The 18,373-nt window shown below is 60.1% G+C and carries 21 protein-coding genes and 1 tRNA gene; 13 read left to right on the forward strand and 9 right to left on the reverse strand.

All coding sequences use genetic code 11. The features are described 5' to 3' along the window. Nucleotides 1–69 precede the first annotated feature (69 nt). From ihfA to ACRZ94_RS07190, 4 genes are all read left to right on the forward strand, one after another. Nucleotides 70–372, forward strand: a complete 303-nt coding sequence (gene ihfA, locus ACRZ94_RS07175; protein ID WP_037316145.1) for an integration host factor subunit alpha — start codon at nucleotides 70–72, stop codon at nucleotides 370–372. A 12-nt stretch (nucleotides 373–384) separates the two neighbouring features. Further along, nucleotides 385–1,029: a MerR family transcriptional regulator gene (locus ACRZ94_RS07180; RefSeq protein ID WP_480796999.1), complete on the forward strand. Its 645-nt coding sequence runs from the start codon at nucleotides 385–387 to the stop codon at nucleotides 1,027–1,029. 60 nt (nucleotides 1,030–1,089) lie between these two features. Beyond that, nucleotides 1,090–1,166: transfer RNA gene (locus ACRZ94_RS07185), tRNA-Pro, on the forward strand. A gap of 61 nt (nucleotides 1,167–1,227) precedes the next feature. Further along, nucleotides 1,228–2,307: a 2'-deoxycytidine 5'-triphosphate deaminase gene (locus ACRZ94_RS07190; RefSeq protein ID WP_480797000.1), complete on the forward strand. Its 1,080-nt coding sequence runs from the start codon at nucleotides 1,228–1,230 to the stop codon at nucleotides 2,305–2,307. Nucleotides 2,308–2,337: 30 nt separating this feature from the next. Here the strand turns inward: ACRZ94_RS07190 and ACRZ94_RS07195 are convergent, their stop codons facing one another. From ACRZ94_RS07195 to argS, 6 genes are all read right to left on the reverse strand, one after another. Further along, on the reverse strand, nucleotides 2,338–2,514 hold the full coding sequence (locus ACRZ94_RS07195) for a hypothetical protein (RefSeq protein WP_480651783.1): 177 nt from the start codon (nucleotides 2,512–2,514) through the stop codon (nucleotides 2,338–2,340). A 64-nt stretch (nucleotides 2,515–2,578) separates the two neighbouring features. Beyond that, complete coding sequence (gene scpB / locus ACRZ94_RS07200) at nucleotides 2,579–3,229, reverse strand: SMC-Scp complex subunit ScpB (protein WP_480651784.1); 651 nt, start codon at nucleotides 3,227–3,229, stop codon at nucleotides 2,579–2,581. After that, a complete protein-coding gene (locus ACRZ94_RS07205) occupies nucleotides 3,222–4,016 on the reverse strand; it encodes a segregation and condensation protein A (protein WP_480797001.1) in 795 nt (264 codons plus the stop codon). Before ACRZ94_RS07205 ends, scpB begins: the two co-directional genes overlap by 8 nt. After that, a complete protein-coding gene (nagZ, locus tag ACRZ94_RS07210) occupies nucleotides 4,006–5,013 on the reverse strand; it encodes a beta-N-acetylhexosaminidase (protein WP_480797002.1) in 1,008 nt (335 codons plus the stop codon). The genes ACRZ94_RS07205 and nagZ overlap by 11 nt, the downstream gene beginning before the upstream one ends. Continuing rightward, on the reverse strand, nucleotides 5,010–6,074 hold the full coding sequence (locus ACRZ94_RS07215) for an SPOR domain-containing protein (protein ID WP_480797003.1): 1,065 nt from the start codon (nucleotides 6,072–6,074) through the stop codon (nucleotides 5,010–5,012). The genes nagZ and ACRZ94_RS07215 overlap by 4 nt, the downstream gene beginning before the upstream one ends. 88 nt (nucleotides 6,075–6,162) lie before the next feature. Continuing rightward, nucleotides 6,163–7,908 (reverse strand): arginine--tRNA ligase, encoded by a 1,746-nt coding sequence (argS, locus tag ACRZ94_RS07220; RefSeq protein ID WP_480651789.1) that lies wholly within the window; start codon nucleotides 7,906–7,908, stop codon nucleotides 6,163–6,165. Between the two features lie 133 nt (nucleotides 7,909–8,041). On the opposite strand from argS, the gene ACRZ94_RS07225 reads away from it, so the two are divergent. Further along, nucleotides 8,042–8,593, forward strand: a complete 552-nt coding sequence (locus tag ACRZ94_RS07225; RefSeq protein ID WP_480651791.1) for a putative pterin-binding protein — start codon at nucleotides 8,042–8,044, stop codon at nucleotides 8,591–8,593. Here the strand turns inward: ACRZ94_RS07225 and ACRZ94_RS07230 are convergent, their stop codons facing one another. Next, a complete protein-coding gene (locus tag ACRZ94_RS07230) occupies nucleotides 8,594–9,736 on the reverse strand; it encodes a deoxyguanosinetriphosphate triphosphohydrolase (protein WP_480651793.1) in 1,143 nt (380 codons plus the stop codon). It lies immediately after the preceding gene. A 76-nt stretch (nucleotides 9,737–9,812) separates the two neighbouring features. Here ACRZ94_RS07230 and ACRZ94_RS07235 point away from each other — a divergent pair, with 76 nt between their 5' ends. Together ACRZ94_RS07235 and xth are read left to right on the forward strand one after the other, a co-directional pair. Further along, the gene (locus tag ACRZ94_RS07235) at nucleotides 9,813–10,136 is read left to right on the forward strand and encodes a HesB/IscA family protein (RefSeq protein WP_480651795.1); all 324 of its coding nucleotides are present in this window, start codon (nucleotides 9,813–9,815) and stop codon (nucleotides 10,134–10,136) included. A gap of 279 nt (nucleotides 10,137–10,415) precedes the next feature. Beyond that, the gene (gene xth / locus ACRZ94_RS07240) at nucleotides 10,416–11,195 is read left to right on the forward strand and encodes an exodeoxyribonuclease III (RefSeq protein WP_480651796.1); all 780 of its coding nucleotides are present in this window, start codon (nucleotides 10,416–10,418) and stop codon (nucleotides 11,193–11,195) included. A 4-nt stretch (nucleotides 11,196–11,199) separates the two neighbouring features. Here the strand turns inward: xth and ACRZ94_RS07245 are convergent, their stop codons facing one another. Together ACRZ94_RS07245 and dksA are read right to left on the reverse strand one after the other, a co-directional pair. Further along, nucleotides 11,200–12,351 carry an FAD-dependent monooxygenase gene (locus ACRZ94_RS07245; RefSeq protein WP_480797004.1) on the reverse strand — a complete coding sequence of 384 codons (1,152 nt, stop codon included), beginning with the start codon at nucleotides 12,349–12,351 and terminating at the stop codon, nucleotides 11,200–11,202. A gap of 71 nt (nucleotides 12,352–12,422) precedes the next feature. Then, nucleotides 12,423–12,845, reverse strand: a complete 423-nt coding sequence (dksA, locus tag ACRZ94_RS07250; protein WP_480651800.1) for an RNA polymerase-binding protein DksA — start codon at nucleotides 12,843–12,845, stop codon at nucleotides 12,423–12,425. A gap of 372 nt (nucleotides 12,846–13,217) precedes the next feature. Between dksA and ACRZ94_RS07255 the strand changes: the two genes are divergently transcribed. From ACRZ94_RS07255 to ACRZ94_RS07280, 6 genes are all read left to right on the forward strand, one after another. After that, complete coding sequence (locus tag ACRZ94_RS07255) at nucleotides 13,218–14,063, forward strand: AAA family ATPase (RefSeq protein WP_480651802.1); 846 nt, start codon at nucleotides 13,218–13,220, stop codon at nucleotides 14,061–14,063. Nucleotides 14,064–14,249: 186 nt separating this feature from the next. Next, nucleotides 14,250–15,614, forward strand: a complete 1,365-nt coding sequence (locus ACRZ94_RS07260) for a DUF2927 domain-containing protein (protein ID WP_480797005.1) — start codon at nucleotides 14,250–14,252, stop codon at nucleotides 15,612–15,614. A gap of 3 nt (nucleotides 15,615–15,617) precedes the next feature. Continuing rightward, the gene (locus tag ACRZ94_RS07265; RefSeq protein WP_480651806.1) at nucleotides 15,618–15,788 is read left to right on the forward strand and encodes a hypothetical protein; all 171 of its coding nucleotides are present in this window, start codon (nucleotides 15,618–15,620) and stop codon (nucleotides 15,786–15,788) included. A 3-nt stretch (nucleotides 15,789–15,791) separates the two neighbouring features. Next, entirely contained in the window at nucleotides 15,792–16,976 is a 1,185-nt protein-coding gene (locus tag ACRZ94_RS07270) for a vWA domain-containing protein (RefSeq protein ID WP_480797006.1), read from the forward strand. A gap of 132 nt (nucleotides 16,977–17,108) precedes the next feature. After that, nucleotides 17,109–17,564, forward strand: a complete 456-nt coding sequence (locus tag ACRZ94_RS07275; protein WP_480651809.1) for a hypothetical protein — start codon at nucleotides 17,109–17,111, stop codon at nucleotides 17,562–17,564. A 54-nt stretch (nucleotides 17,565–17,618) separates the two neighbouring features. Next, nucleotides 17,619–18,308: a M48 family metallopeptidase gene (locus ACRZ94_RS07280; RefSeq protein WP_480797007.1), complete on the forward strand. Its 690-nt coding sequence runs from the start codon at nucleotides 17,619–17,621 to the stop codon at nucleotides 18,306–18,308. Nucleotides 18,309–18,373 lie beyond the last annotated feature (65 nt).

The raw sequence follows: 18,373 nt of genomic DNA on the forward strand, positions 1-18,373 counted from the left end.
CCGCAATTCATTGATATTGACAGCGAATTTCCGTCCGCCATATTCTTTGGTATCAACAGGGGAAATGGTATGAGCGACAAAACACTGACCCGAATGGATCTGAGCGAGGCCGTCTTCCGCGAGGTTGGCCTGTCACGCAACGAAAGTGCGCAGCTGGTAGAAAGCGTTCTGAACCACATGTCTGACGCGCTGGTGCGGGGCGAACAGGTAAAGATTTCGTCTTTCGGGACGTTCAGTGTTCGGGACAAGACCGCTCGCATCGGGCGCAATCCCAAAACCGGCGAAGAGGTTCCGATTCAGCCCCGCCGCGTGCTGACCTTTCGCCCGTCGCACCTGATGAAGGATCGCGTCGCCGCCGGGAACCGTAAGTAAGGTCTGGGCATCATGAGCAAGTCCCCCGACGCCTTTCGCACAATCAGTGAAGTTGCGGACTGGCTGGGCGTTCAGGCTCATGTCCTGCGATTCTGGGAAAGCCGCTTTGCGCAGGTCAAACCGGTCAAACGGGCCGGAGGGCGGCGATACTATCGTCCCAACGACATGCGGCTGTTGGGCGGTATCAAAAAGCTGCTGCACGAAGATAGCATCACCATAAAGGGCGTTCAGCGCATCCTGCGTGAACAGGGTGTGGCTTATGTCGCCTCGCTGTCTCCGTCGCTGGACGAACCTGCGGACCCCGTGGTGACAGAAGCGCAGCCCCCGAAAGATGACAGCGTTGTGGTGCCTTTCGCCTCAAAACCAACCGCGGCCAGCGAACAGATTACGCTGGATCTGGGTGACGCGAGCCCGCCGGCCCCGCAACAGCCTGCGGCAACGCCGGAACCAGCCCAACCTGCCGCCGCGCAGACAGAGCCTGAAACACCCCAGCCTGCAACCGAGGACTATATAGATGAGGCTCCCCTGCTTGGCGGAATCGCAAGCCAGGCCTGGAGCAAGACCGATTTCGACGCCGAGTTACTGAAACAAATCGCCCCCGTGGCAAAGGATTTGCGCGCGGTTCTGGACCGTATCGAAAACAGGACGGCGGGATAAGAAAAAGGCAATGTTTTCCTCTTGCCCCTGCCGGGAAAACCGTTATGAACACTCCAACGTCGGGCTATGGCGCAGCCTGGTAGCGCGTCCGTCTGGGGGACGGAAGGTCGCAGGTTCGAGTCCTGCTAGCCCGACCAAATCACACCGACGTTTATGGCAGACAGGCCAGATCCCGCTCTGGCATCAGGGGGGATCGGAATGACAGGTGTATGCCCAAACCAGCAGATCGAAGGCATGATGGCGCGTGGTGAAATCACCGCCAGCCCTGCGATCATTCCGGCACAAGTTCAACCTGCCAGCCTTGATTTGCGATTGGGAACAGTGGCTTACCGGGTCCGTGCCTCATTCCTGGCGGGCGAAGGGCGCTCGGTCGCGGATCGTCTGGCCGAGTTTGAGATGCATCGCATCGACATCACCGACGGCGCGGTGCTTGAGAAAGGCTGCGTCTATCTGGTGCCGCTGATGGAATCACTGGCCCTGCCCGACAGCGTCACCGCCGTGGCCAACGCCAAAAGCTCAACCGGGCGGCTGGACCTGCTGACGCGCACCATCACCGATGGCGGGGCCGAGTTTGACCGCGTGCCTGCGGGCTATACCGGGCCGATCTACGCCGAGATTTGCCCGCGCTCTTTCTCGGTTCTGGTGCGTCCGGGAATGCGCCTGAACCAGATTCGATTCCGTCAGGGTCAGGCCGTCTTGTCTGATTCCGAACTGTTGGCGCTGCACGCTGAAACACCGCTGGTCGATGGTCCCGCCGTGATTCAGGACGGGCTGGGCTTTTCGGTTGACCTGCAACTGCCCGACACCGATCTGGTGGGGTATCGTGCCAAGCCCCATACGGGCGTGATCGATCTGGATCGGATTGGGGAATATGACCCGCAAGAATACTGGGAAGAGGTGCGCACGCGCGACGGGCGCATCATTCTGGACCCCGGTGCGTTCTATATTCTGGTCAGCCGCGAGGCAGTGCACATCCCGCCCATGTACGCAGCCGAAATGGCCCCCTATCTGGCCATGGTTGGTGAATTCCGTGTGCACTATGCCGGGTTTTTCGACCCCGGATTCGGCCATGCCGCCGCGGGCGGCGCCGGATCACGCGGTGTTCTGGAAGTGCGCTGCCACGAAGCCCCCTTTGTGCTGGAACACGGGCAGGTCGTCGGGCGGCTGGTTTATGAGCAGATGTCAGAAATGCCCACGCAGCTTTATGGCGCGGGCATTGCCTCGAACTATCAGGGACAGGGTCTGAAACTGTCCAAGCATTTCAAAGCGGTCGGTTAAGGTCGGGCGCCCAACGCACCGACCCAGAGTTCAGCCGCGATTGTCAGAGTTTCTGCGCCCCGCATCCGGGTCATCTTGCCGAGGCGACGGTTTGCTGACTTTGCGCCCCATCTGACCGGCCACATCAAACCCCTTGTTTATGCCGCCGTTGACAAGGCGGCGCATGACCTGGCGCACGATCATATTGATGATCTGATTAGCGTTCATTGCTCAACTCCGTTTTCTGAGCCTCAACATAGGTGATTTCTGCGGCAACAAAAGGGCCGCCCGATCACTCTTCTTCGAACAGTTCGGTTTGGTCGTCCTCTTCTTCCTGCCCATCTCCCATCGGCATGACGCCCGGCGGGGGCCGGTTCTCAAGCAACCCAGCCGCGCGCAGTTCTTTCAGCCCCGGCAGGTCGCGGGCATTTTCCAGCCCGAAATGGTCCAGAAACTGCGGCGTCACAACAAATGTCACCGGACGGCCCGGTGTCATCCGGCGGCGGCCCAGCCTGATCCACTCCATTTCCAACAACTGATCGATGGTCCCGCGCGAAACCGAGACACCGCGGATTTCCTCAATCTCGGCCCGGGTGCAGGGCTGGTGGTAGGCGACAATAGCCAATGTCTCGATCGCGGCGCGGCTGAGCTTGCGGGTCTCAACCGTTTCCTTTTGCATCAGAAAACCCAGATCGGGGGCGGTGCGGATTGCCCACGCCTCACCCACGCGGACGACACGGACACCGCGCCCCTCATAGCGTTTCTGAAGCATTTCAATGGCCTGCGCCGCCTCGCTGCCATGGGGCATCCGGGCCTCAAGGTCAGCAATCGTTACAGGTTCAGCGCTGGCGAACAGCACGGCTTCGACCATACGTTCCTGTTCCGCCAAGGGCGGCGCTTCGAACAGGGTGCCGGTGCCTTCGTCTTCGGGGGCGTCAGTCACGTGTTTCTGTCCTCTTACGCAGTTGGATCGGGGCAAAGGTCTCGCTCTGCTGTATCTCCATATGTCCTTCTTTCACCAGTTCCAGCGAGGCCGCAAAGGTCGCCGCAGTGGCCGACCGGCGGCGCACGGGATCGGCATCCCAGCCATCGGGCAGGTAGGTCTCCATATCCGTCCACGCGCCCGCGAACCCGATCAGGGGGCGCATGCGTTCCAATGCCTGCTCCATGGTGAACACCGCATCGCGATCCATAACAAAGGGCCGGAATTCGTCGCGGGTGCGGATTCGCGCATAGCCCTGCATCAGATCCAGCAGCGTGGCAGAATAGGTGACCGTGCGGATGCGGGTGATGTCCTCACCCTGCCCGCGCTTGAAGAAATCGCGCCCCAACTGATCGCGCGCCATCAGACGCGCGGCGGAATCGCGCATGGCCTGCAGGCGCTCCAATTGGAACGCCAGATGCGCGGCCAGTTCCTCGCCCGACGGTCCCTCATCATCCGGGTCGGGTGGCAGCAGCAGGCGGGATTTCAGAAAGGCCAGCCAGGCCGCCATCACCAGATAGTCAGCAGCCAGTTCGATCCGCAGCGCCCGGGCCTTTTCCACAAAGGCCAGATATTGCTGCGCCAGCGCCAAAACCGAGATTTTACGCAGATCAACCTTTTGCGTGCGCGACAGGGTCAGCAGCACGTCCAGCGGGCCCTCGAACCCGTCTACGTCAACGATCAGGGCCTCAGCGGCCAGTCGATCCGCGACCGAGACCGGGTCTTCGCTGAAAAGGTTATCGTTCATATACCTGCCCGCCCATTAGGGCAGATAGTTCCGCCTCGGCGGCTTCGATGTCAAGTTCCTCAGGCTTTTGCCGCATCGACAATGCCTTTTCGGCGCGTTTTTGCGCCTGTGGCGTCATCTCTCCGGCTGTGTCCAGCACTTTGGCGCGGGCCTCATAGGTGCCGTTACAGTGCAGAACCACGTCACACCCGGCGTTCAGCGCCTGACGCGCAATCTCCTCGGGTGCGCCGGACAGGGCTTTCATCGAGATGTCGTCAGTCATGATCAGCCCGTCGAACCCGATTGTGTCGCGGATCAGACCAATCATCGTGGCCGAGATCGTCGCTGGTTGCGGGTCGATCCGGTCATAGACCAGATGCGCCGTCATCCCCATCGGCAGATCGTTCAACGCGCGGAAGGTGGCGAAATCGGCCTGTTCCAGCGCCTCCTGCGTCAGGTCCACATGCGGCAGGTCATGGTGGCTGTCCAGCGTCGAAAGCCCATGCCCCGGCATGTGTTTGACCACCGGCAGAACCCCGCCATCCAAATGGCCCTTGGCGACGGCTTTCCCGATCTTGGAAACCGCTTTGGGATCAGAGCCATAGCAACGGTTTTTCAGGAAAACATGCGTCTCATCCCGCGCCAGATCGACCATCGGGGCGCAGTTGCTGTCGATGCCCAGCTCGAACAATTCCTGTGCAATCAGGCGATAGCGCAGATACATGGCGCGTTCCGCCTGATCCCCCGCCCGTTCGGCATGATCCAGTGGCGGCAGCCATTCCCGCGCGATGGGCGCACGCAGGCGCTGCACGCGCCCGCCCTCCTGATCGATGGTGATGGGGCAATTGCGGCCCACAGCCTCGCGGAATTCGTCACACAGGGCGCGGACCTGATCCTCGGTCTCGATATTGCGGGCAAACAGAATGAACCCGAACGGGTTCATGTCGCGAAACAGTCGTTTTTCCTGTGGCGTCAGGCGCAGGCCCTCGGCGTCAGTGATCGCCGCGCCAAACGTCACCGAGCAGCCACCGGGATGCAATCGGCGCCCTGCGCCTCAAGCGCGGCGCAAAACTGGCGCGAGTCGCTCAGGTCGTCAAACCCCAATACGCGCAGACGGTAAAAGGTTCGACCACCGCGTGAGGTTTTCTGGATAACGCGTTGTTTTCCATCCATGTACTCACCGAACCGACCATTCAGACGATCCCATTCCGCACGCGCCACGTCCGAGCTTTCATAAGCCCCCAACTGCGCCATACGGGTGCCTTTGGACAATGCGTCAGCATCCACATCCAGACCAACGGCCGCTTTGACCGCGGCATTGATCGCCGCCTCAGTGCCGCTATTGGCAGTGATACCGCTGGGTGTGGAGCGTGCCGGGCGGGTGATCGGGCGCAGCGACCGGCGCACGCCGGGCAGTGCCGCCAATTCCGGGTCAGGCAGTTGTGCGGCCAGATCGGCGGGATCAATCGCGGGTTCTTCCTCGGGCGTGACCAGAGAGGCCAGTTGCACACCCTCTTGCGTGGGCGTGTCCAGCACAGCGGCCTCACCGGCCAGTTCAGCGACCAGAGCGTCAACAGAACCCTGACGCAGCTGCGCGGCCTCCTGGTTCGAAATCTCTTCTTCCACCACATGTACGGCCGGGGTGGCCTGTAGCGGTTCGACCGGAGTGTCCTCATCGGTCAAGGATACCGGGCGCGGCGCAAGGATCAGGCGATCGGCAGGTGGCGCAGCGGTTCCAACCGCGGCCACGGCATTCACGGCCAGCCCCTGATGATCGGCAGGCGTTCCGCCGGGATTTTCCGGCTGAATGCGCATCGGTCCTTCGATGGCTTTCACGACCGGCACGCCGCTGACATCGCGCATCACCAGCTTGTAGCCCCACACGCCAATCCCGGCGACCAGCGCCAGCGAGGCGACCGCCCCCATCACATTGACGATCCGGCCCAAACCTGCGCCACGCGGGGCTTGTTCATACCCGTGCATGTCGTCGGGATACGCGCACCCATCCTGAGGGTGCGGTTGATTCGTGTAATGCATCTGCTCGGGGCGCATCTGCCCCGCGTAATCGTAACTTGCCATGTCCGCCTCACCGCCCGTTTCGCGCCGGGAAATAAGGCGCGCGGGTCATTTCTTGCCTACCTCGAACCGGTGCGTCGGGCGGTGTTTGTTACCGCATCTCCTGCGCCGGGGTAACGCCAAGAATACCCAAGCCCGCTGAAATCACAACAGAAACGGCACGGGCCAATGCGATTTTTGACTGGCTTGTGGCAACATCGCCATCCTGAATGAACCGCAGCTGGGTTTCGTCATTGCCCTTGTTCCACAGCGCGTGGAAGTCCCCGGCCAATTCATAGAGGTAGAACGCAACGCGGTGCGGCTCATTCGTGCGGGCGGCGATTTCGACCAGACGCGGCCATTCGGCCAGCTTCTTGGCCACTGTCAGTTCCGAGGCATGATCGTTCTTACCAAGGTCCGCAGCGGCAAGCGTCGCGTCATCGGTTGCGATCCCGGCCTCAGCCGCACGGCGCAGCACGCTCATGACCCGGGCATGGGCATATTGCACGTAAAACACTGGGTTCTCCCGGCTTTGTTCCAGAACCTTGTCGAAATCGAAATCCAGCGGCGCGTCGTTCTTGCGGGTCAGCATGACGAAACGGGTCACATCCGGCCCAACCTGATCGACCACGTCGCGCAGGGTGACAAAGTTCCCCGCCCGTTTGGACATCTTGAACGGCTCGCCATTTTTCCACAGCTTCACCAGCTGCGTCAGCTTGATATCCAGCGGCACTTTGCCGTCAGACAGCGCCGAAACGGCGGCCTTCATCCGCTTAACGTAACCGCCGTGGTCCGCACCAAACACATCGATCAGCGCGTCAAAACCACGGCTCACCTTGTCATAGTGATAGGCGATATCAGGCGCGAAATACGTCCACGAGCCATCCGATTTCTTCACCGGGCGGTCGACGTCATCGCCATGTTCGGTCGATTTGAACAGGGTCTGCTCACGCGGTTCCCAATCCTCGGGCTTTTTGCCCTTGGGCGGTTCCAGCACGCCCTCATAGATCAGGCCCTTGTCGGTCAGCGACTGCAGTGCGGCTTCAATCCGGCCCGTGCCGTAGAGGGATTTCTCCGAGAAGAACACGTCCATCTCAACGCCCAGCGCCTTCAGGTCAGCGCGGATCAGGTCCATCATCGCGTCGGTGGAGAAATTGCGCAGCTCTTCCAGCCATTCGCTTTCGGGCTTGTCGATCAGGCTGTCGCCATACTTTTCTTTCAGCGCCTCACCGATCGGGATCAGGTAGTCACCGGGATATAGACCCTCGGCGATCTCGGGGCTCAGGCCATTGGCCTCGCGATAGCGTTCATAGGCCGACCGCGCCAGCACATCCACCTGTGCACCGCCATCGTTGATGTAATACTCGCGGGTCACATCATGGCCGGAATAGGCCAGCAGGCTTGCCAAGGCATCGCCAAACACCGCACCGCGCGTATGACCCACATGCAGCGGACCAGTGGGGTTGGCCGACACATATTCCACGTTCACCTTCTGCCCGGCTCCCATGGTCGAGCGGCCATAATCAGTGCCCTGCTCCAGCACCGCCGCCAGCACACCTTGCCAAACGGACGGCGCAAGACGCAGGTTCAGGAACCCCGGCCCCGCCACCTCGGCACTGGTGATCCGGTCATCGGCAGCCAGTTTCCCGGCCAGCACATCGGCAATATCGCGCGGCTTCATCTTGGCCGGTTTCGCCAGCACCATCGCCGCGTTCGTGGCCATGTCGCCATGCGCCGCATCGCGCGGAGGTTCCACGGCGACATTGTCAAAGCTCAGCCCCTCGGGCAGCGCGCCTTCGGACTGCATCTGCGCCAGCGCGTCCAGTACCAGGCCGCGGATCTCGGAAAACAGGTTCATTACGGATGTCCTTTTGCTTGCCGGGCGGTTTACCACGCAACGCGGCAAGGTCAATGCACGCCTAATATTTGCGCTTGGTTTCGCGTCCATCCCCGGTAATGTCGGCGCAATTACCTTTGCCGGAGAACCACTGATGCGCCTTGTCCTGCCCTTTGCCCTGCTGCTGACAACTGCCCTGCCCGCTTTTGCGGACATTCCGGCACCCACGGGGCACGTTCTGCTGACACTGGGTGGTGCGGTCACCGAAACAAACCTGCCAGCCCGTGGGGAAAATGACGGCGGTCTTCTGGGCTATCTTGAAGTTCAGCACGACGGCGCCGCCGGGTTCGACGCCGCCATGCTGGACGGGCTGCCGCAGGTCGAGATCACCATCACCTACGGCCCCGAAGACAACAAACGTGACATCGCCTTTTCCGGCCCGCTGCTATCGGACGTGATGACGATGGCCGGGGCTGCGGGCAAAACGGCCCGCCCCATGGCGCTGGATGGTTATCAGTCGGAAATCGAGTGGGAGAGCATCACCGACCACCAGCCAATCGTGGCCACTCATGCGGATGGCGCACCGATGGGCATCGGCGGCTATGGCCCCACCATGATCGTGTTCCCCGCAACAGGCGATGTCGAACTGGCGCAGACACAGGCCGGACAACAGGTCTGGGCTCTGGCCTATATCGGGATCGAGTAACTAGCCGCCCGTCAGTCGCTTGTGATCCTGCAAGGCAAACCGGTCCGTCATCCCGGCGATATAGTCCGACACAATCCGGGCCAGCGCGGTTTCATCCTGCGCCGCCTCAATATCCTCGTGCCAGCGCGCGGGCATCTGCTTGGGGTCGCTCAGGTAGATCGGAAACAGCTCCTCGACGACTCTGCTCACCTCGGCGCGCACCTGCATCACGCTGGGCGCGCGATACATACGGGTGAAGAGGAACGCGCGGATTTCCTTGAGCTGCGCCCATAGCCCGGTTGAGAACTGAACCACCGGATGGCCCAGATGACGGATATCCTCGACCGTCTGCGCCCCTGAACCTGCGATCAAATCACGCGAAGTGTCGATCACGTCCGAAACCATGACACCAAACACCCTACGCAGCGCCTCATGCCGGCGGCGATACGGATCGAGGCCCGGGTACTTCCGGTCCACGTCCGCATAGCAATCGCCAACGATAGGCAGTTGCTGGATTTCTTCATCCGTGAACAAATCAGCCCGCAGCCCGTCCAACAGATCGTGGTTGTTGTAGGCAATGTCATCCGACAGGGCCGCCACCTGCGCCTCGGCACTGGCATGAGTGTGCAGCTCCAGATCAAATCCCGCGTTGCACTCGGCCAGAGCCCAAGGCAATTCGCCAGTCACCGGGCCGTTATGCTTGGCGATCCCTTCCAGACATTCCCAGGTCAGGTTGCAGCCATCGAATTCGGCATAGTGGCGTTCCAGCCGCGTCACGATGCGAATGGCCTGCGCGTTGTGATCAAACCCGCCATAGGGCTGCATCAATGCGTGCAGCGCATCCTCGCCCGTATGCCCAAACGGCGTGTGCCCAAGATCATGCGCCAAAGCCACTGCTTCGGTCAGTTCCGGGTTCAGCCCCAAAGCGCCCGCAATGGTGCGCGCAACCTGAGCGACCTCGATGGAATGTGTCAGACGGGTGCGATAGCTGTCGCCCTCATGCTCGACAAAAACCTGTGTCTTGTGCTTAAGCCGCCGAAAGGCGCTGGCATGGATGATCCTGTCCCGATCGCGCTGAAAGCATGATCGGAAACTGCTCTCTTCCTCTGGCACCAACCGCCCCCTTGCGCGGCCGGGGTCCGAGGCAAAACCCGCTCTGTTCAAAGGTCTTGTCCTTGTCGCCTGTCGTCAGGTTACATATATTGTAGTGCGATCAGGAAATAAACCTTTGGAGTCTGGCATGAATCTGCCCCCCACAGTCACGGAACGCGCCTTTGACCGACTCGCCGAAATCGGCGCGGCGGATCAAGGGCAGGCCTTGCGCGTCGCCGTGGAAGGCGGCGGATGTTCCGGTTTTCAATACGAAATCGCGCTGGATCAACCGAAAGCGGATGATCTTGTGCTGGAAGGCAAAGGCCAAAAGGTCATCGTGGACTCGGTCTCCCTGCCTTTTCTCGAAAACGCGGTGATCGATTTCACGCAGGAATTGATCGGTGCCCGGTTCGTGATCGAGAACCCGAACGCCACCTCCTCCTGCGGCTGCGGCACATCTTTCTCGATGTAGCGCCGGTGGGGGCTTTACCCCCACACCCCCAGGATATTTTTGGACAGATGAAGCAGGGATCCGCTCCCCGGCCTTTGCACCGGAGAGCTTCACCTGTCGCGGTCATCGGCGTCCCCGCCTGTACCGCTCCCCCTACTTCGAACAAATTGGTTAAGGATCCGTTTCTTCATCTGTCCAAAAATATCCCGGAGCGCGAGGCAGAGCCTCGCATCCGCCGCCGCCACTTGCCGCTGGGTTCATTCTGCGCGATAGGTTGCCAACAGCCTCGGAGGGTCGCCCATGAAAATCGCCACGTTCAATATCAACGGTATCAAGGCAAGGGCCGAGGCTCTGCCCCGGTGGCTGGACGAGGCGCAGCCGGATGTCGCGCTGCTTCAGGAAATCAAATCGGTCGACGAGAACTTCCCGCGTGAGATCTTCGAAGAGCGCGGCTACAACGTCGAAACACATGGGCAGAAGAGTTTCAACGGTGTCGCGATTCTGTCGAAGCTGCCTTTGGAAGATGTGACCCGTGGTTTGCCCGGCGACGATACGGACGAACAGGCGCGCTGGATCGAAGCCACTGTGATTGGCAAAAAGGCCCTGCGTATCTGCGGGTTGTATTTGCCCAACGGCAACCCCGCGCCCGGGCCGAAATATGACTACAAGCTGGCCTGGATGGAGCGGCTTTACGACCGCGCCCGCGACCTGATGGCCGGTGAGGAGCCCGCGCTGATGGCGGGCGATTACAATATCATTCCGCAAGCCGAGGACGCCGCCCGCCCGGATGTTTGGCGCGAGGACGCATTGTTCCGCCCCGAAAGCCGCGCCGCGTATCGAAAAATCCTAAACTTGGGGTTTACCGAGGCGTTTCGCGCACGCACGCAAGGGCCCGGGCATTATTCCTTTTGGGATTATCAGGCCGGGGCATGGAACAAGAATGACGGCATTCGCATCGACCACTTCCTGCTGACACCGCAAGCTGCCGATCTGATGCGCGATTGCCAGATCGATGCGGCTGTGCGCGGGCATGAAAAACCGTCGGATCACGTTCCGGTCTGGGTCGATCTCGACCTGTGACCGTTCACGCGGTAGCGTCGTAGCCGTAGATCCACTCGTATTTCTTCGCCATTTGCGGGCCAATCACCATCAGAGCCATCTGGGCTGCCAAGCGCATCGGCCCACGCAGGTGGAAGTTGCGCGCATTGGCTCCGGCTGCTGCGACGACGCGCATGGCCCGGGGGCGGCGCTTGGCTTCGTAAGCCGCCAACGCCTGCGTGACGCCGGATTGGTCCTCAAAAGCGCGGGCCAGAACCCAAGCATCTTCCAGCGCCAGACACGCGCCCTGCGCCATGAAGGGCAGCGTCGGGTGTGCCGCATCACCTAACAATGCCAAACGCCCGTTTTGCCAATTTTGCGCAACCGGGCGCAGGAACAGCGCCCATAGGTTGGTTTCGGTCACTTGCGCGAGAATCTCGCGTACCGGGCCACCAAAATCAGAAAACCGAGCGCGCAGGTCATCGGGGTCACCAGTCAGACGCCAACCTTCCTCTTGCCAGTCCGAGCGTTCCTCGATCGCGACCAGGTTCATCAGTCGTTGGTCACGCAGGGGATAGGTTACCACATGACGCCCCGGCCCCATGGTCAGCGAGGCACACGGCATCTCTTCGCGCTGCGACCAGGGCACAGTCGCGCGCCACGCAATCTGGTGGGTGAATTGGGGCGCCTCGTCGCCGTTGAGGATCGGCCGGATCGCGCTGCGTCCGCCATCGGCAGCGATGGCGCATTCCGAGCGCATCCGTTCGCCGTTTTCCAACACCACTTCGGCCTCGGCGGGATGGTTGATCACCTTCGCCACGCGGGCGTTCAGACGGATATCGACGCCAGTTTCGGACGCGGCGCGGTGCAGCAGGTCCAGCAGGTCGGCGCGGTGGTAATAATAGGTCGGACCAGCGGCTGGCGCGGGCACCCGGCTGATGACGCGGCCCCGGCGATAGTCACGTAACGCGGTTCCATAGGACAATTGTCCCGCTTCCGGTACATCGTCAGCCACACCCAGCGCCCTCAGCACCGCCATGCCATTGGCGCTGATCTGCAATCCGGCCCCAACCTCGGTCAAAGCCGGCGCCTGCTCTAGCACGGTGACCTCTGCCCCGCGCTGTCGCAGCGCCAGCGCGACCGACAGCCCCCCTATTCCGCCGCCTATAACAGTGAATTTCAAACCGTCGATCTTCATGGCACTGCCTTAACGCAAAAACGCCGAGGCGACAGGCCCCGGCGTTTCAGAATTTTGCTCTCGTCCAGCGATCAATCGTCGCGGTGGACCTTTTCGCGGCGTTCGTGCCGTTCCTGCGCCTCAAGCGTCATGGTCGCGATCGGGCGCGCATCCAGACGCTTCAACGAGATCGGATCGCCGGTCATTTCGCAATAGCCGTACTCACCCTCGTCAATCCGGCGCAGGGCCGAGTCGATCTTGGCCACCAGCTTGCGCTGACGGTCACGGGTGCGCAGTTCCAGCGCGCGGTCGGTTTCTTCGCTGGCGCGGTCTGCGACGTCCGGAATGTTACGGGTGTTGTCCTGCAGCCCTTCGATCGTGTCGCGGCTGCCTGCCAGAAGCTCGTTCTTCCATTCTAGCAGCTTACGACGAAAATATTCGAGCTGCCTGTCGTTCATAAATGGTTCGTCTTCGGCCGGACGATAATCTTCGGGCAGAAATACTTCCTGCTTCATCTTTGCTCCCTCGGTGTGGCCTGCAACGCCGAGTGCTCTCTCTTCACCAGACATGAGGCATTCCCTTCTGCGCAGCGTTTATCTGACGGCGCGGGGATTGTCACTATGCAAACGTCGCGCCCGTGATGTGTGAACTTGCGTGGTCTAAATGTGAGACATCTAACAACAAATCCTTGTTTTTCTGTGGAAACCTGCGGGCCTTTTTATGGCGCTGCCAAAGTTACCGAACGTCGTGTTAGCGCTCGAATCATTCAAAGTTATTGGACTCGTTAGGCAATTCGGCACCTGCCGACGCAGCGTGCCGGGTTGTAAAAATCCCGGCCACTCTGTAACCCCGGTGCCACATGTCGCGTGACACATCATGAGGGGCCAATGACCGCACGTTTCCAAGGCACAGCAGAATATGTTGCCACAGATGACCTGACCATTGCCGTGAACGCCGCCGTGACGCTGGAGCGTCCGCTGCTGGTCAAAGGCGAACCCGGCACGGGCAAGACCGAACTGGCCAAACAGGTGGCTGGTGCGCTGGGTCTGAAGATGATCGAGTGGAACGTGAAATCCACCACCCGCGCGCAGCAGGGTTTGTACGAATATGATGCCGTCAGCCGATTGCGTGATAGTCAGCTGGGTGATGAACGTGTGCATGACGTGTCGAACTATATCCGCAAGGGCAAGCTGTGGCAGGCGTTTGAGGCCGATGAAAAGGTCGTGCTGCTGATCGATGAGATCGACAAGGCTGATATCGAGTTTCCCAACGATCTGCTGCAGGAACTCGATAAGATGGAGTTCCATGTCTATGAGACCGGCGCGACGATCAAGACCAGAAACCGCCCCATCGTGATCATCACCTCGAACAACGAAAAAGAACTGCCCGACGCGTTTTTGCGCCGCTGTTTCTTTCACTATATCCGCTTTCCCGATGAGGCCACGATGCGCCGCATCGTCGAGGTGCACCATCCCGGCATCAAGGACGCGCTGCTGACCACTGCGCTGACCCAGTTCTATGAAATCCGCGACACGCAGGGGCTGAAGAAAAAACCTTCGACCTCTGAGGTTCTGGACTGGCTCAAGCTGCTGCTGGCCGAGGACCTGAGCGCCGAGGATCTGAAACGCGATGGCGCGAATGCGCTGCCCAAGCTGCACGGCGCGCTGTTGAAGAACGAACAGGATGTGCATCTGTTCGAACGTCTGGCCTTTATGGCGCGCAGCAAACGGTGACGGTGTTGAACATCCGGTGATCGTCGCTTGCCATGCGCGGCGCGGCCTGTCAGCATTGGCAAGGCCGCCCGACCCGTTCAGGCGTGGCGGCTTTGGGCAAGGCGGGGCAATCTGATTGGCTGACATTGTGACCACACACGGGGGCGGCGCTGACAGGCGGCTGAAGCTGATGCGACCTGATCAGCCATGAAGTGTTGGGCTGCATTTTTCGCCGCTGTGGCCATAGCGGGCTGTACAACGGTCGAACCGACCGAGGTGTCGACCCGTGTGCGCGTGATCGAAGAGACCTTACCCCCGGCAAAATCATTCTCGCGACCGGCACCCACGCCCGCGGGCCGGTCGAATGTGAATATCGCCGCTGATTTCGTCACGCTTCATTTCGCGCTGGAAGGTGGCACACAACTGCCAGCTTTCACACGGTTTGAAGCGCCGATCACCTTGCAACTGACGGGCGCGCCGACCCCGTCGATGCAGCGCGACCTGACCCGCCTGCTGAACCGGTTGCGCAGTGAGGCCGGAATTGACATTCGCCAGGTAACAGAAGGCCCTGCAAACATCACCGTCGAAGCCGTCAGCCAGGCGCAGATCCACGAAATCCTGCCCCAAGCGGCCTGTTTCGTGGTACCCAACGCCTCAAGCTTTGAGGAATATCGCCGCGACCGGCGCAAACAGAAAAGCAGCTGGACCCGCCTGAACAGCCGCGAGAGGCTGGGCATCTTCATCCCCTACGACGCCAGCCCGCAGGAAAAGCGCGACTGCCTGCACGAAGAAATTGCGCAGGCCCTGGGGCCGTTGAATGACCTCTATCACCTGTCAGATTCCGTTTTCAACGATGACAACATCCATACGGTTCTGACCGGGTTCGACATGCTGATCCTGCGCACCGCCTATGACCCGGCCCTGCGCAACGGCATGAGCCGGGAACAGGTCGAGGCCGCCCTACCCGCCATCCTGTCCCGCCTGAACCCTCGTGGCGACGCCCTGCCCGCGCAACCGCTGACCGAAACGCCTCGCGATTGGATCAACGCGGTTCAACGCTCTCTGCGCCCGTCTTTGCGCACGCAAAGTCGGATGCGGGCGGCGCAAAAGGCGGCACGAATTGGCGCAGAAGAGGGCTGGACCGATCACCGCCGCGCTTATCCCTATTACCTGATGGGGCGCATGGGACAGTTCGACGAACCACAAGAGGCACTGGATAACTATCTGATTGCCTTGCAATACCTGCGCTCCACCCCGGGGACCGAAGTGCATCAGGCCTATGTTACAACCCAACTTGCCGCCTTTGCGCTGGCACAAGGCGAAGGCCCCGCCTTTCTGCCTGAACTGGACAAGGCCATCAACGTGATGACCCGTGCCGAAAACGCCTCGCAATTGGCGACGCTGCTTCTGCTGAAATCCGAGGCCCTCAACCAGGCGGGCCGCAGCACCGAGGCACGTTCCGTCAGGCTGGACAGTCTGGGATGGGCGCGCTACGGGTTCGGCTCGGAAACGGTGGTCCGGTCGCTGATGCGCGATGTGGCTGAAGGACCGACCAACAACAGGGGCGGATAAGGCATGGTCGTGGTTTTGGGAATGGCGCTTCTGGGGGTTATCCTGGGGGTACTGGCGGCGCGCAAACGAAATGGCAACCGCGCCGACATGGCCCAATATGCCGCCGGTTATGGCATCGCTTTTGCCCTGATCGGGCTGGCGCTGTCGCTTATTCTGGTCAGGTTTGTAGTATAGCCGATGTTTCTACCCTTTTTCGAAAACCTCCGCAAAGCTGGCATTCCCGTATCCTTACGTGAATACCTGACCTTTCTGGAGGGGATGAAAAAGGGTCTGGTCACCTATGATGTCGAGGCGTTCTATTACCTCGCCCGCGTCTCGATGGTGAAGGATGAGCGCAATATCGACAAGTTCGACCGCGCCTTTGCCGCCAGTTTCGAAGGGCTTGAGCAGATCAGTTTTGATCAGGTGCTTGAAGCTGTCGATATTCCCGCCGACTGGCTGGCCAAAATGGCCGAAAAGCATCTGTCCGAGGACGAAAAGGCCGAGATCGAGGCCATGGGCGGCTTTGACAAGCTGATGGACACGCTGCGCGAGCGGCTGGCGGAACAGCAAGGTCGCCATCAGGGCGGCAATAAATGGATCGGCACCGCCGGGACGTCTCCATTCGGGGCCTATGGTTATAACCCCGAGGGGGTGCGCATTGGCCAGAAGGAAAGCCGCCACCAACGCGCCGTCAAAGTCTGGGATAAGCGTGAATTCAAGAATTTAGACGACACGGTTGAACTGGGTACGCGCAACATCAAAGTCGCCCTGAAACGCCTGCGCCGCTGGGCCCGCGAAGGTGCCGCCGAAGAGCTTGACCTGGACGGTACCATCCGCGCCACTGCCGAACACGGCTATCTCGACGTCAAAACCCGGCCCGAGCGTCACAACGCGGTCAAGGTGCTGTTGTTTCTGGACGTGGGCGGATCGATGGACCCGCATATCAAGGTGGTCGAAGAACTGTTCTCGGCCGCGCGGACCGAGTTCAAGCATCTGGAATATTACTATTTCCACAATTGCCTGTACGAAGGCGTCTGGCGCGACAACGCCCGCCGCTGGGATCAGCAAACCCCCACCCATGAGGTGCTGCGCACCTACGGCCCCGATTACAAATGCATCTTTGTCGGCGACGCCTCGATGAGCCCCTACGAGATCGCCTATCCCGGTGGTGCCAATGAGCACTGGAACCAAGAGGCCGGACAAGCCTGGCTGCAACGCGCGCGGGACCAGTGGACATCGAACCTTTGGATCAACCCGGTGCCCGAGAAATACTGGGAGTACACCCATTCCATCGGCATGATCCGCGAGATTTTCGAGGACCGCATGGTGCCGATGACCCTGGCCGGGCTGGAACAGGGGATGCGGGAATTAACGCGGTAAGAGTAGCTAGCTTTCAGACAATAGCATTGCCCTAACTCATTGATCTTTGGAGTGTTGATTTTGAGGCCAAACAAGAAGCTTTTTTTAAACGTATTCAATAGCGTAGCAGCCTATTCCGAACCATGGGGCTTCGTGGCGCATCCGATCTACAATGCTCAGTGGGATCCTTCGAACCAAGTGTATCAGGGTGAATTAATCCGTAAAGAAGTCACCAATTTCATTGAACAATTCAGCGTCTCTTTCTCACCTTCAGATCGCTCATTTCGGTTCAGTGTAACCCAAAGCAAGAACAGTTTTGGTTTCGCTTCAATTGACGAACTACCAACAACTGCAGCTGAATGGACAGAAAGCTGGCTATTTTTGCCGCACGACGAATTCCTGCTTATGAACGGGAAGGCTTGGAACCCTTTTTCGATCAAAAATCACTTCAAAATTGAAAAGAAAAACCCGATTAACGTAGATTTAGAAACGCATAGAGTACTTTCCGCATTTGAGCGAAATGCTCATTTCTTATTTGATGCGCTTGATCATGATTACCGCGGTGCTTTGGTTCAAGTAACACATCACGAAATCCAACGCCCAAATTAATTAAGCCCTTGTACTCTGCTTGCCGATACATCGTCATAGTCCCATATCTAACCCATGCTTCGCCTGACCCCGATCCTCTTGGCCATTGCCTATGCACTCGTGATGTACCGCGTCTCGGTCTGGCGCACCCATCGGGAGCTGGACGCGAAATCAACCGAATTGGCCGATCCCGCCCTGAAACGCATGACCGACCGTTTGGCCGCAGCGCTGGGGATCGATCGGGTGCCGGTCTATATCTACGAGATCGACCCGGTGAACGGGTTGGCGGCTGCCGACGGGCGGATATTCATCACGCGCGGGTTTTATCGCAAGTTCCGCAATGGAGAGGTCTCGGCCGAGGAAATGGCCAGCGTGATTGCGCATGAGCTTGGGCATGTGGCCCTCGGCCATGCCCGGCGGCGGATGATTGATTTTTCCGGCCAGAACGCGCTGCGGGCGGCGCTGATGATGTTGTTGAACCGGTTCATTCCGTTCATCGGTGCGTGGATTGCCAATATGCTGACGCATCTTCTGGCCTCGCGCCTGTCGCGCAGCGATGAGTATGAGGCGGATGAATATGCCGCCGCATTACTGACCAAGGCGGGGATCGGGATTGGGCCGCAGAAATCCCTGTTTCACAAGCTTGAGGATTTGACCCAGCAGCGTGCGGGCGTCACGCCTGCGTGGCTGATGAGCCATCCAAAGACCGATGAGCGGATCGCGGCGCTTGAGGCGCTTGAGCAGCGTTGGGGCACGGGCGGATAGGATTGCGCCGCGAGGGGCCAGCCCCTCGCGCTCCCCGCCGTATTTGCAACAAGAAGAAGAGCGGG

The sequence above is a fragment of the Ruegeria sp. CH10 genome, from assembly GCF_056537125.1.

Excerpts from the sequence above, each read along its gene's own strand:
- ihfA (WP_037316145.1), top strand. The coding sequence starts at position 70 with ATGAGCGACAAAACACTGACCCGAATGGATCTGAGCGAGGCCGTCTTC.
- ACRZ94_RS07180 (WP_480796999.1), top strand. The coding sequence starts at position 385 with ATGAGCAAGTCCCCCGACGCCTTTCGCACAATCAGTGAAGTTGCGGAC.
- ACRZ94_RS07190 (WP_480797000.1), top strand. The coding sequence starts at position 1,228 with ATGACAGGTGTATGCCCAAACCAGCAGATCGAAGGCATGATGGCGCGT.
- ACRZ94_RS07195 (WP_480651783.1), bottom strand. The coding sequence starts at position 2,514 with ATGAACGCTAATCAGATCATCAATATGATCGTGCGCCAGGTCATGCGC.
- ACRZ94_RS07205 (WP_480797001.1), bottom strand. The coding sequence starts at position 4,016 with ATGAACGATAACCTTTTCAGCGAAGACCCGGTCTCGGTCGCGGATCGA.
- ACRZ94_RS07215 (WP_480797003.1), bottom strand. The coding sequence starts at position 6,074 with ATGGCAAGTTACGATTACGCGGGGCAGATGCGCCCCGAGCAGATGCAT.
- argS (WP_480651789.1), bottom strand. The coding sequence starts at position 7,908 with ATGAACCTGTTTTCCGAGATCCGCGGCCTGGTACTGGACGCGCTGGCG.
- ACRZ94_RS07225 (WP_480651791.1), top strand. The coding sequence starts at position 8,042 with ATGCGCCTTGTCCTGCCCTTTGCCCTGCTGCTGACAACTGCCCTGCCC.
- ACRZ94_RS07235 (WP_480651795.1), top strand. The coding sequence starts at position 9,813 with ATGAATCTGCCCCCCACAGTCACGGAACGCGCCTTTGACCGACTCGCC.
- xth (WP_480651796.1), top strand. The coding sequence starts at position 10,416 with ATGAAAATCGCCACGTTCAATATCAACGGTATCAAGGCAAGGGCCGAG.
- ACRZ94_RS07245 (WP_480797004.1), bottom strand. The coding sequence starts at position 12,351 with ATGAAGATCGACGGTTTGAAATTCACTGTTATAGGCGGCGGAATAGGG.
- dksA (WP_480651800.1), bottom strand. The coding sequence starts at position 12,845 with ATGAAGCAGGAAGTATTTCTGCCCGAAGATTATCGTCCGGCCGAAGAC.
- ACRZ94_RS07255 (WP_480651802.1), top strand. The coding sequence starts at position 13,218 with ATGACCGCACGTTTCCAAGGCACAGCAGAATATGTTGCCACAGATGAC.
- ACRZ94_RS07260 (WP_480797005.1), top strand. The coding sequence starts at position 14,250 with ATGAAGTGTTGGGCTGCATTTTTCGCCGCTGTGGCCATAGCGGGCTGT.
- ACRZ94_RS07265 (WP_480651806.1), top strand. The coding sequence starts at position 15,618 with ATGGTCGTGGTTTTGGGAATGGCGCTTCTGGGGGTTATCCTGGGGGTA.
- ACRZ94_RS07270 (WP_480797006.1), top strand. The coding sequence starts at position 15,792 with ATGTTTCTACCCTTTTTCGAAAACCTCCGCAAAGCTGGCATTCCCGTA.
- ACRZ94_RS07280 (WP_480797007.1), top strand. The coding sequence starts at position 17,619 with ATGCTTCGCCTGACCCCGATCCTCTTGGCCATTGCCTATGCACTCGTG.